Source organism: Dyadobacter chenhuakuii (assembly GCF_023821985.2).
Classification (GTDB): Bacteria; Bacteroidota; Bacteroidia; order Cytophagales; family Spirosomataceae; genus Dyadobacter; species Dyadobacter chenhuakuii.
Window position 1 is genome coordinate 1089736 of the sequence record NZ_CP098805.1, and the last position, 13060, is coordinate 1102795.

Genomic DNA, 13060 nt, shown 5'->3' on the forward strand with positions numbered 1-13060 from the left:
TGCGCTAAATATAAAATAATTAGGCCTTAATGAGCGGGAACGCAAAGCTTTTCAAAAACTTTCCCACCCTTTTTATCTCCATTAAATGGGTCTTGCTAGCTTGTCTGATCGGCGTTTTTGCCGGCTCGGCTTCGGCTTTGTTCCTGGTTTCTCTGGATTGGGCCACGCAATTTCGGGAAAGCCATCACTGGATCATTGCATTGCTTCCCGTTGCCGGTTTCGTGATCGGATGTATGTATCATTATCTGGGCAAAGATGTGGAGGCAGGAAATAATCTGCTGCTAGAAAACATTCACCAGCCCGCAACCATTATCCCATTAAAAATGGCTCCCTTCGTGCTGATTGGCACGGTTGCGACGCATTTGTTCGGCGGCTCGGCAGGCAGGGAAGGCACGGCGCTGCAAATGGGTGGCTCGATTGCAGACCAGTTTACCCGGATTTTTAAACTGAATTCCAATGATCGGAAGCTGGTTATCATTGCTGGCATTGCCGCAGGTTTCGGGTCGGTTTTCGGGACGCCGCTTGCCGGGGCGATCTTTGGGATTGAGGTTTTGGTCATTGGCAGATTGCGTTATGATGCGTTGGTTCCTGCATTGATCGCCTCCGTCGTTGCCGACATGATGACGCGGGCCTGGCAGGTGGGGCATACGCATTATCAGATTCCTTTTGTTCCGGAAATTTCGCTGGTACATATCCTTTATGCAGTGCTGGCGGGCTGTATTTTTGGCATTTGCTCCGTTGCCTTTTCTTCGCTAACACATTATATAGGATCTATTTTTAAATCGAAAGTGCGATTCGCGCCACTGCGGCCACTGATCGGTGGCTCACTTGTGGCGTTAGCAGTTTTCGGAATGGACACGACGCGTTACATTGGATTGGGGATTCCGGTGATATTGCAATCGTTTTCGGAGCAGCTGCCCGCTCATGATTTTGTCTTAAAAATCCTATTCACGGCGGTAACGCTGGGCGCCGCATTCAAGGGCGGGGAGGTGACGCCGCTTTTCTTTATCGGGGCTACATTGGGAAGCTTTCTTTCTACTTTTATTCCTTTACCAACCGCATTACTAGCCGGAATGGGCTTCGTGGCCGTTTTTGCAGGTGCAGCCAACACGCCCCTTGCCTGCACCATCATGGCGATTGAGCTGTTTGGCAGTTCGTGCGGGATTTACGTTGCGCTCGCTTGCATTACCGCCTATTTTTTCTCGGGACATCGCGGCATTTACACCGCACAACGCATTGGCCGGCCAAAACCGCTGAGCTATGACTGGCGAGCGCGAAAAAGCTTTTGACCTTGCGCTACGAGCTTATTTCAAGTGTCTTCATCAGGCCGCTTGATCAGGTAATGCAATTTTATTCATTTCAGTAACAATCATTTCGCTCTTGCTGGCGTCGCAGGTGGCGCAGCAGTAGGTTTCGGGAAGTTCGTCGAAGGGGGTGCCCGGGGCGATGTTTTGAGTTGTGTCTCCGTATTCCGGGTCGTAGACGGTCAGGCAGTCGGGGCATTGGTAGATGAGCTCGACGATTTTAAGTGTCATTTTTGCCTCATCTGCTTCGGGTGTGGTTACTTTGAAGTTCTCTCGTGAACGCTGGTTATTGAAGCGGCGGCAGAGTTTTTCGAGCTGGGCGGCCAGGTGAATTTTGTATAACCCTTTTTCAAAAAGCAGCTGTGTCCGGCTGTTGGGGTTGAAGTTTTCGGTGTAATAAATGTCGTACACATGAAACATCGCCAACTGCCCGATCTGCAACAAGGGCCGTTTTTTGATCAAAACACTTCCAAAAACTTCCGATTTCACCTTGGTCTGAATGCCAAAACAAAGCCCGAAAGTCCGCATATCGTGCTTGTCGAAATAATGGATCAGGTCATTTTTCAGGCTTGCACCGTCTTCGTTATGATCTTCCGTTTGCCAGGCCAGTTCATTCGCTGCGTGACGGACGTTAATGTTGTGTTTGCCAAGAATGTTGCTCCAATCGGTACGATATTGGTCTTCAATTCCTTTAATAACCAATGATTTCCAGGGCGTAATGCATATTTCGCCGATACGGGTTTTGAGACATAATGCACAGGCATCCAGCAAAAATTCAATCGGAAACTGCTCATCCCGGCGATACAAACCAAGCCAGGTCCGCGATTCGTAACGGTTAAAACCTTCATAGTAGGGAAGTGTGAACGAAGGCAATTCAAGATCCTGGGACGCGGGCTGCGACACATAACGGATCTTTTTCTGCACAGCTTCATACAAGCTTTCCTCCCCGCAGCAATCGCCCGAAAGCATGCAATTTTCCATTACTTTGGCCAGCCGGCCTATCTCGTTGGTGTAGACCAGGTCATTCCATTTATAAACCGTATTCGTCTGTTTGTTACGCACATACAGATACCAGAAATGCGGCTCAGGCGAGGAAATAAAGTTGAGGTTACCCGTAAAAAACGGCGTAAAACTCTGGTTGGAATCCGAAATATTTATCTTCAACGCAGGATCGTAATCGAATGTGTCCAGCACGGAATGATACTCGTTCGCGTTGAGCCATTGGCCTGTCCGGAAAACCTCTTCGCCGCAATAGGAGCTTACAATGTTGGGTTGCCGGTCGGTGTTCATTTCATAGAAAATGCCACCCTTTTTCAGGTCTTTTTCCAAAAAACGCATATCCTCGTAAAACACCGACATCAGCAATTGTTGCCGGGAACCGAAGCGCACTTTGCGCACATTCGCATTCCACGCTGCTGTCAGGATATCTTTGAGATAACCCGGCGACGCAATCCCGCCTGGCAGGTTGACTTTTACATTATAGTAGTCTCTCATAAAGTTTAAACCAATGTTGCTTCCGCTGCTTTTTCTAAAATACTCCTTACTTCCGGCCGGCATGAGCCGCAGCCCGTTCCAGCGCCTGTGCGCTGGCATAGCGACTGGAAATCACTGCATCCGCCTGCAATCGCGCGTTCCAGATTTCCCTGGCCCACATTATTGCAGGAGCACACCAGCTTTCCTTCCAAAGGCTCCACTTTCTGGCTCGCCCGCAATAGTTGCAGACGCTTATCAGAAAGTTCTATCGAATTGGATATCAGATCCCTGTATTCCAAAAACTCATTTTTATCCCCGATCAGAATGGCTCCCACCAGCTTGTCGCGGTGGACGATGCATTTCTTATAATAACGCTTGGATTTGTCTATAAAAACGATCTGCTCGTAAGCCGGATCGTTGTTCGGGACGTCGGTAAGGCCGATGCTGCAAAGCTGTAACCCTTCCATTTTCAGAATGTTCATGGATGTGCTGCCTTTGTATGGCTGCGAAATGTCGCCCGCCATGTATTTGGCGATGACCTCGGCCTGCTGCTCGGCCGCCAGCGTAATGCCCCACATTTGCCCGTTCCATTCGGCGATTTCGCCCGCCGCGTAAATGTCAGGATCGGAAGTTTGCAAATAATCATTCACCACCACGCCGCGCTTGCAATCCAGTCCGGCCTGTTGCGCGAGTGCGATCACCGGCACCGTTCCAATCGCCAGCACAACGACATCGCAAGCAATCTTCCGGCCCGATTTCAGGCGGATGCCATCTACTTTTTCCTGACCGCTGAATGTCGCAACCTCGTCATTGAAGTAAATTTCAATGCCGCGCTCCGCTAATTCCTGATACAACAATTCGCTCGCCAGTGGATCGAGCTGGCGTTCCATAAAACGGCCGCTGCGCTGGATCACGCTCACTTTTACATTCATTTCCCGAAAAGATGCAGCGAGTTCAAGGCCCAAAATCCCCCCTCCGACAATCACCGCGTGCGGCTCAGGCTGTTTCAGAAAAGGGAGCAATGAATCTGCATCCAGCCGCGAACGCATATTGAAAATACCCGGCAGGTCGGGGACGCCTTTGGGCATAAATGCCTTGCTGCCCATGCCCAGGATCAGCTTGTCGTAAGTGTGTTCGTGGCCGTTGGAATCGACCACGGTTTTGTTGTTCCGGTCAATGTGTGCAATGGAAATGCCTTTGTGGACGATAATGTTGTTTTCCTCAAACTGATCCTCGCGCAATTTTACCAACTGTTCCCAATGCTGCACACCGCTGATGTAATCGGGCAGCATCACGCGGTTGTAGAATGGATATATTTCTTTGGAAAAAACGTGGATCTCATCTTCTTGATTTAAAGCACGATAGGAGTTGATAAACCCAAGCCCGGCTGAGCCAGCGCCGATGATAATGATCTTTTCAAGAGGTTTTTTATACAAAGAAACCTGCACAGCAGAAAACTTGAAATCGGGTTCTTTGGATTTCGGGTCGACCAGATTGTTGGTCAGGTTATTCGCGCGAGCCAGGTTGCTGCCCAGGATTTTGCCCCAATGCATAGGTAAAAAGCACAGGCCGGGCCTTACGTCTTCGGTAATGTTGACCTTTACCCGAACTTCGCCCCGGCGGCTTTGGATTACGGCTAATTGACCTTCTTTAATGTTTCGGTTTTTTGCGTCTTCGGGATGGAGTTGCAGGAAAGGTTGGGGGGTGTGTTGGTTTAATTTTGCCACGCGGCCTGTTTTGGTCATGGTATGCCATTGGTCGCGTATTCTGCCGTTGGTTAAAACCAACGGGTAATCTTCTGTTGTGGGTTCGCTGGTGTTTTCGTCGGGGACGGCGTGGATTTGGGCTTTTTTGTTTTTGGTGTGGAATTGGTGGTCGGTGAAGAGTCTTTTGGTGCCGGTTGTTGGTGTGTTAGTGTTGTTGTTTTGGGATTTGGTTTGTGGCCATTGGATGCTTCTGTTGGTTTTCAGAAGCTGGTAGTTTACGCCGGTCACGTCGATGCTCGTTCCTGCGGTGCAGGATGTGTATTCGTCGTAGACTTCCGACGTGTTTTTGTAATTAAATGCATCGCCGAAGCCCATTTTTGCTGCAAAACGCCAGATGATTTCGGCATCCGGCAAGGCTTCGCCGGGTGCGTCAATGGCTTTGGGCAAATGCGTGATGCGTCGTTCTGCATTCGTCATCGTGCCTTCTTTTTCGAGCCAGGCAGCAGCGGGAAGCACTACATCGGCAAATTTCACGGTGTCCGCACGATTGGAAACATCCTGCACCACCACAAAACGCGACTTATTCAGCGCGGCTTCGGCAACATTCATGTCAGGCATGCTTACCAGCGGGTTCGTGTTAATGATCCAGATTGCTTTGAGCTTGTCATCGGCCAACGCTTCGAACATTTCCGTGGCTGTCAGGCCGGGTTTGTTGGCGATTTTAACCGGTGTATTCCAGAATTGCTCCATCTCGGCGCGATGTTCGGCGTTCAAAATTTCGCGATGTCCCGGAAGAATGTTAGCTAGTCCGCCCGTTTCGCGTCCGCCCATGGCATTAGGTTGACCGGTAAGTGAAAAAGGGCCATTTCCGGGTTTACCAATTCTGCCCGTGATCAGATGCAGGTTAATGAGCGATAGATTTTTATTTACCCCAATCACAGACTGGTTCAGCCCCATTGTCCAGAACGATAAAAATCCTTTCGACCGGCCAATCCATCCCGCGGCTGTGTAAATGTCACCTGCATTTATTCCGCAAAGTTCGGCGGCTTCGGCGATCGTGCGCTGCATGACCTTTTCCCGGAAGTCTGCAAAACCGTCCGTATGTTCGGCTATGAACGTCTGATCAATGTAATTTTGCTCGATTAATATCCTGCCAATGGCATTATTAAGCACAATGTCGGTTCCCGGAGCGATCTGCAAATGCAGGTCGGAGGAGCGGGAAGTGTCGGTTTTGCGGGGATCCACGCAGATGATTTTTACATCATGATTGGCGGCTTTATGCGCCTCTACACGGCGCCAGATAATGGGATGGCACCAGGCTGGATTAGCGCCGGTCACATAGATGACATCGGCCGCCTCGATGTCGTCATAGCAAACCGGCACGCTGTCGTCGCCCAGTGCCAGCTTATAACCCACCACGGCCGAGCTCATGCAAAGCCGTGAGTTGGTATCAATATTGTTCGAGCCTATGAAGCCCTTAATCAGCTTGTTAACCAGGTAATATTCTTCCGTAAGGCATTGCCCCGACACATAAAACGCCACTGAATCCGGCCCAAATTTTTTGATTAATGTCTTGAAAACCGCAGCAGTGCGCTCCAAAGCATCGTCCCAGCTCACACGCTGCATCGGCATCGAGCGGTTAAGCCGCATTTGCGGATACAGCAGTCGGTCCGACTGGTCCATTACCGTGTAATGCAGGTTCATGCCTTTGGAACACAACATGCCCTTGTTCGACGGATGCTCCTTATCGCCCTCCAAGCTCAGTTGCCCGTTCCCCTCTTTCGTAACCACAACCCCACAGCCCACGCCGCAGTAACAGCAAGTTGATTTGAATGTTTTCATAGGTGATAGATAGTGGTTGAATTTTGAGCGTAGTGCCTTGGGGCCTCAACCCCTAAAGGGGCTTATAGTTACCAAAATAGTAAAAAAAGCCTCCTTAAGGAGGTTGGGGGCATACTGCCACTATGCCTCGACAGGTTCAAGCGTGCCTTCCGTCACAACGCTTCTCGTTTTATCAAAATTAATGAGCGCCACCACAGCTGCGATGCAGGCAATCGCAACGCCTATGTACATGAATGCTTCTGAGTAACTGATGTCGCTGGATTTGAATAGAAATCCTGCTAAAACAGCACCCACATTGCCGCCAGCACCCACGATGCCACTCACCGAACCGATCGCTTTTTGATTAATAAAAGGCACAATCGCATAAGTAACGCCATTGGCCATTTTCAAAAACATGGCGAAACAAAGCATGGTAACCACCGCCGCTACAATGCTGCCGCTTTGGGCAAACAATGCTATGCCGATTCCTTCGCAGGCCAGCAAAAGCGCTAGCAGCTTTCCCTTGCCGATCATGCCGTATTTATTTCCAACTTTATCCGCCACAATCCCACCAACCGCTCTCGCAAAAATGTTCATAAAACCGAATGTTCCTGCCAGGATCCCGGCGGTTGCCAGTGAGGTTTCAAAGTTTTCAAAAAAGTAAAGCGCAGCTACATTGTCAAAGGTGATTTCTATGCCAAAACAAGCTCCGTATGCCAGGAAAAGCGCCCAGGTTCTAGGATCTTTCATCGCCAGTTTCAATGTTCCTTTGGTCTTAACGGCCTTAGGATTAGTTATCTCCAAATCTTCGAAGTTACCGGCAGGGGTGTCTTTGGTAAAACGGTAATAGACAAAAGCAAAAACAAACAGCAGCACGCCCGGAATCACCATGGCGATTCTCCAAGCCGATTCGGGCAGGTAACCCATGCTTACAAAACCTGCGAAAACCAATGGCATCACCATGTTTGTAATGCCGCCGCCCAGGTTACCCCAGCCGCCCGCCACCGCATTGGCCGTGCCGACGATTTTTTTATCAAACATGACAGACGTGTGATATTGTGTAATCACAAACGACGCGCCAATTACACCGATCGCGAGCCGGAACAACAAAAATCCTTCATAGGAATGCACCAGGCCTACGGTCATCACGGGAATAGAGCAAATGCCCATTAATGCGGCGTACGTTTTGCGCGGCCCCCAGGTGTCGCACAGCTTTCCAATGGCAATACGTGCTACGACAGTTGCGGCCACGGATGCGATGATAATGTTACCGATCTGACCTTTTGTTAAGCTTAGGTCCGTTTTCACCACGGTCATCAATGGCGCGAGTCCGAACCAGCCGAAAAAGCAAAGAAAAAAGGCCATCCACGTAAGGTGGAAAGTGCGCATCTGAACGCCTTTGAAACTGAAAATATGCAACTTTTCAAGCGGCTTGTTAGTCGTTTCCATAGTTAATAGGAGTTTAATAGTTGTTTTGGAATGCTTATTTCAAAAATTCAGGCTTGATATTGATCATCAGATAAGCCCAGTTTGCCATTTTCTGCGGATCTTTTACGGCTTTCACCTGCGCTAAACTGCTGGTGGGCAGGAATGTGCAGTAACCTCCCTGGAAGCTGATGGTTTTGGTGAGATTATAAGTGGCAATGATGTCGAGCTCTTCCCCGAAATTGGCCGAAAGCTTTTCGTCTTTTGCATTGCGAATGTTGGCAGCGCTCGAAAATTGGTGCAAATCAATGGCAATAGACAGCTTTTCAGAAGCCTTGATCACACTGTTTATGTAAAAATCGGCCAGTCCGCCTTTGCCGAAACCGTTGGCCGCATAGAAGTAATCCATTTGCCCCCAAAACTTGTGCGGCGTGCCGTATAGTGGATCAAATGTGCTGTTTTTGCGTGAACCGTTCGTAGTCCCGGAAGTGTAATCGAAGCCCGGACCAATGGAAAAGATGGAACTCGCAGCGTATGAACCGCGCACGGAATACATGTACGCATTCAGCGATTTGCAATCCTTGTCTTTTCCGGCCTGGTAATACGCACTGGCCGTCAGATTCCAGGCTCTGCCGAGTTTTGTTTGCAGGTAAGGACCGAATGTTACGCGTTTGTTTGTGCCGTTCTTGACCGTTCTTACGCCTGCCGTATCCAATGCATATTTCTGAAAATCATCTTTCAGGATAAGGAAAGAGACATTTCCTTGTTTCAATTTTCTACCCAAATAAGCGAACTGCATGGATTTGTACATCGTGCCGATTCCATTCGTTCCGGCCGCATAACCATTGGGAACACCATCATACAAAGTGCCTGTACGAAGCTCACGGTTTTGGTTATACGCAACGCCGATGTGCGCGGTGAATCCATTGAATCCGTATTTCAATAATGCTGCATCGTGGCGGCGAGCCTGTTGTAGCCAATCCAGATTTCCTAGCAGTCGGCTGTCGTCATATAGCAATTCCTGCCGTCCGATCTTTAACGCAAATTCTTTCCCCAGCCTAGTCTGATTCGTATCCAGCAAACTGATTTCGCCCCAGGCTTCGTGCAACATTAATCCATTCAGCGCAGGATTGGTGATGCGGTTGTTGGTAGAAGCATCCTGTCCCCAAACACGCACATCCTGGACGGCAACGAAAAATTGCTTTCTGTAACCTTTGTAGCCTGCATTCAGCCGGGTTCTTTGCGAAGTAAAAAACGCGGGCTTATCCGTTTTGGACAGGGGTGAGCCTTGTCCGTGCGGCAGTTCCGAGCGCGTCCGCAACTGGCCCAAAAGGCTGAATTGCGCGTGGGCACGCGGCAAACAGAGCAGGCAAAAACCTGCTGCAAAGAGCATTAGGAAGTAGAAATTTGTTTTCATGGAGTGAAAGGTTAGTTGCGTAAGCCGTTATTTCAGGAAACCAAATGCATGCTTTGCAGATATTCCATCGCGTACGACGGATGCAAAGCCACCACGTCGCCCAGGATCATGATGGCGGGCGTGCCGATGTTATTTTCTTTCACAAGGCGCGGGATTTCCCAAACCTGTCCCATCACGCTCTTTTCGTCGGAGCGCGTGCCGTTCTGGATCACCGCCATCGGCAAATGTCCTCGCCCGAAGTGTTTGTATAGTGCACATATTTCATTCACCTTGCTCAGTCCCATCAGCACGATCACCGTCGCTTTGGATTGGGCTGCAAGGCGCAGATCCTCTGATAGTTCACCATTTTGTGTAGTGCCTGTGATTACCCAAAAGCTCTCGCTCACACCACGCCGCGTCACCGGAATTTCCATCGAGGCCGGGACCGCGATACAGCTTGAAACGCCGGGGACCACTTCGCAGGCCACGCCATGTTCCCGCGCATATTCCATTTCTTCATGTCCGCGACCGAATACAAATGAGTCGCCGCCTTTCAACCGAACGACATGTCCGCGTTTGCGGGCGAGGCGCACGATCAGGCCGTTGATTTCTTCCTGGGAAAAAGAGGGGTTACCTACTTTTTTTCCCACATACATTTTCAATGCGTGAGCAGGAGCGAAGTCGAGGATTTCCACATTGGCCAGCTCATCATAAAGAACCACATCTGCTGCTTTAATCGCCCTGATCCCTTTCAATGTGATCAGTTCTCCGTTGCCGGGGCCGGCGCCTACAAGTGTTAGTCTTGCTTCCATCTCTTATATATATAATAGAGTGAATATTAGAAATGTACTATATATAGTATTTTGTAACTATACCGTTTGTTGGTTCAAAATTAGGAGCAATATTTTACAAAACAATGTATTTGCCAATAATTATGTTTCTCTTTTGATATAAATGCGAATATAAAATTAGGAAATGCATAAAATGCGATTTATGTTTGTTCTGTTAAATATGAAGGAAACAGGCTTAAATATTGTAATAATACAACATAATAATAATGTTTTCACAAATTAATAGTTACTATTTACTATGAATGCAATAACAAACACCCATATTGTTGTGATAGGCAATGGTATGGTAGGCTACAAATTCTGTGAAAAGTTGCTCGCCAGAAAAAAAAGTGATCAGCAGATTACGCTCACTGTTTTTGGTGAAGAACCGCGTGTGGCGTACGATCGCGTGCATTTGAGTGAATATTTCGCTGGTAAAACAGCTGACGATCTCACCCTGGCAAGCGCAGATTGGTATGCGGACAACGGGATCCGGCTCTTCCTTTCCGATCCGGTGGTGGACATTGACCGAGACGAAAAGCTGGTAAGATCACACCATGGACATATAGTGCACTATGACTATCTGATCATGGCCACCGGCTCCGGCGCATTCGTTCCTTCTATTCCGGGTGTGGAGAAAGACGGCGTGTTTGTGTATCGGACCATTGAAGATCTGGAACTGATCCAGTCGTATGCCCGCAAAGCAAGAAAGGGTGCCGTGCTTGGCGGCGGATTGCTGGGACTGGAAGCGGCGAAGGCGTTGCTGGATTTAGGATTAGAGGAGGCGCATGTGGTGGAATTTGCATCGCGGTTGATGCCCCGGCAGATCGACGACGCCGGTTCGCGCATTTTGCAAAGCCAGCTTGAATCATTGGGATTACAGATTCATCTAGCCAAAAGCACGCAGGAAATTGTGGGCGGTGATTGCATAGAAGGGATGCAGTTCAATGATAACACTTTGCTCGATGTGGATATGCTGGTCATTTCTGCGGGCATCCGGCCGCGTGATGAGCTGGCAAAAATCGCAGGATTGGAAACGCATCCAAGAGGTGGCATCGTGGTGAACAACCAGTTGCAAACTTCTGACCCGAATATTTTTGCCATAGGCGAATGTGCATTGGCGCACCATATGATTTACGGGCTCATTGCACCGGGTTATGAAATGGCCGAAGTGGTGGCAACATTGCTTCTGGGCGGTGAAAAGGAGTTTTTGCCCTATGATATGTCTACCAAATTGAAGCTGATCGGGACGGACGTGGCGAGTTTTGGTGACCCGTTTATCGAAGAGCCGGCTTGCAAAACCATTCGCTATGAGAACAAGGCTAAGGGCATTTACAAGCGCATTAATGTGAGTCCGGACGGTAAAACCTTGCTTGGCGGCATCCTTGTGGGCGATGTCGAACAATATAATATGCTTTTGCAAACTTGTAAAAGCAAGACCATTCTGCCACCAGATTCCGAAGATCTGATCCTGGGCTCGCGCGGGGGCGAAGAGGCGGGCGCAGGCGTGATGGGCTTCCCTGACGACGCACTTATGTGCTCTTGCGAGGCGGTTACCAAAGGCATGATCTGCCATGAAGTGAGCGAAAAAGGCAACCATACGATGGACGCTTTGAAAAAATCGTGCAAAGCCGGAACGGGCTGCGGCGGCTGCGTGCCGATGGTGAAAGACATCATTTCGGGCGTGATGAAGCAGAACGGCATTTACGTCCGTAATGTGGTGTGCGAGCATTTTGATTATTCGCGGCAGGAATTGCTGGATCTGGTCAAAATGAATGGTGCCAAAACGTACGGTGCGGTGTTGGATGAATTTGGAAAAGGGGATGGGTGCGAGGTTTGCAAGCCGCTTGTGGCCTCTCTTTTAGCAAGCCTTTGGAATGAAAATATTTTGCAAAAAGACCGCGCGACGATCCAGGATTCGAATGACCGTTACCTGGCCAACATTCAAAAAGGAGGAACTTACTCGGTCGTGCCACGGATTCCGGGCGGGGAAATCACGCCAGAAAAACTGATCATTATCGGCCAGGTGGCGCAGCAATATAATTTATATACAAAAATTACGGGCGGGCAGCGGATTGATTTGTTCGGTGCGCATTTGAATGATCTGCCGGATATCTGGGAGCAGCTCATTGATGCCGGATTTGAGAGCGGTCATGCTTACGGCAAATCGTTGCGAACGGTGAAAAGTTGCGTAGGATCGACGTGGTGCCGGTTTGGGGTGCAGGATTCGGTAACATTTGCGATTGAGGTGGAGGATCGATACAAAGGTTTGCGTTCGCCGCATAAGCTAAAATCTGCGGTTTCGGGTTGTGTGCGGGAATGTGCGGAGGCGCAGAGCAAGGATTTTGGCATCATCGCTACAGAGAAAGGCTGGAATTTATACGTCTGCGGCAACGGAGGTTCCAAGCCGCAGCACGCGCAACTGCTCGCGACGGATGTGGATAAGGAAACGTGTTTGAAGTTAATCGACCGGTTCTTAATGTTTTACATCAAAACGGCTGATCCACTCACCCGCACTGCTACTTGGCTGAATAAGATGGAAGGAGGCATGTCTTACCTCAAAGCGGTGGTGGTGGACGACGTTCTAGGCATCGCGGCGGAACTGGAATCGGATATGCAAAAGCTCATCGACGTGTATCAATGCGAGTGGAAAGAAGTGGTTCAAAATCCAGAGCTGAGAAAACGCTTCTCGCACTTTGTGAATGCACCTGTGAAAGATCCTTCGATTGCTTTTGAAACCATGAGAGACCAGAAACGGGCTAAGGAATGGGCTTAGTTGGCTGGGATTAGATTATACTTGCTTTTTTTCCAGGGATTGAAATCCCTGGCGAGGGTATGGATCGCCGGTGACCCGGCTTGGCATCTTGCTAGTGAGCCACATCGCGGCGGCCAATTATTTGCCCCGGGCTTCAGCCCGGGGATCCAAAGAGAAAGAGAATAGAGAGAATATAAAATGAACAAAGCTTTGGCTAGCTCTGGCTTTTTTTTCCAGAGATTAAAATCCCTGGCGAGGGTATGGATCGCCGGTGACCCGGCTTGGCATCTTGCTAGTGAGCCACATCGCGGCGGCCAATTATTTGCCCCGGGCTTCAGCCCGGGATTTAA

Annotated in this window: 7 protein-coding genes; 2 read left to right on the forward strand and 5 right to left on the reverse strand. The window is 49.4% G+C overall.

The genetic code is table 11. From position 1 onward, the window contains the following. Nucleotides 1-29: 29 nt before the first annotated feature. Entirely contained in the window at nt 30-1289 is a 1260-nt protein-coding gene (locus tag NFI80_RS04545; protein ID WP_235164741.1) for a voltage-gated chloride channel family protein, read from the forward strand. 33 nt (nt 1290-1322) lie between these two features. Here the strand turns inward: NFI80_RS04545 and NFI80_RS04550 are convergent, their stop codons facing one another. The 5 genes from NFI80_RS04550 to cobA form a co-directional block, all read right to left on the reverse strand. Then, entirely contained in the window at nt 1323-2798 is a 1476-nt protein-coding gene (locus tag NFI80_RS04550) for a rubredoxin (RefSeq protein ID WP_235164740.1), read from the reverse strand. Between the two features lie 5 nt (nt 2799-2803). Beyond that, entirely contained in the window at nt 2804-6325 is a 3522-nt protein-coding gene (locus NFI80_RS04555) for a nitrate reductase (RefSeq protein WP_235164739.1), read from the reverse strand. A gap of 120 nt (nt 6326-6445) precedes the next feature. Beyond that, entirely contained in the window at nt 6446-7753 is a 1308-nt protein-coding gene (locus NFI80_RS04560; protein ID WP_235164738.1) for an MFS transporter, read from the reverse strand. Between the two features lie 34 nt (nt 7754-7787). Then, the gene (locus NFI80_RS04565) at nt 7788-9146 is read right to left on the reverse strand and encodes an alginate export family protein (RefSeq protein ID WP_235164737.1); all 1359 of its coding nucleotides are present in this window, start codon (nt 9144-9146) and stop codon (nt 7788-7790) included. A gap of 32 nt (nt 9147-9178) precedes the next feature. Further along, a complete protein-coding gene (gene cobA, locus NFI80_RS04570) occupies nt 9179-9937 on the reverse strand; it encodes a uroporphyrinogen-III C-methyltransferase (protein WP_235164736.1) in 759 nt (252 codons plus the stop codon). A gap of 277 nt (nt 9938-10214) precedes the next feature. On the opposite strand from cobA, the gene nirB reads away from it, so the two are divergent. Further along, nucleotides 10215-12731, forward strand: coding sequence for a nitrite reductase large subunit NirB (gene nirB / locus NFI80_RS04575; RefSeq protein WP_235164735.1), 2517 nt, complete (start codon nt 10215-10217; stop codon nt 12729-12731). Nucleotides 12732-13060: the final 329 nt, after the last annotated feature.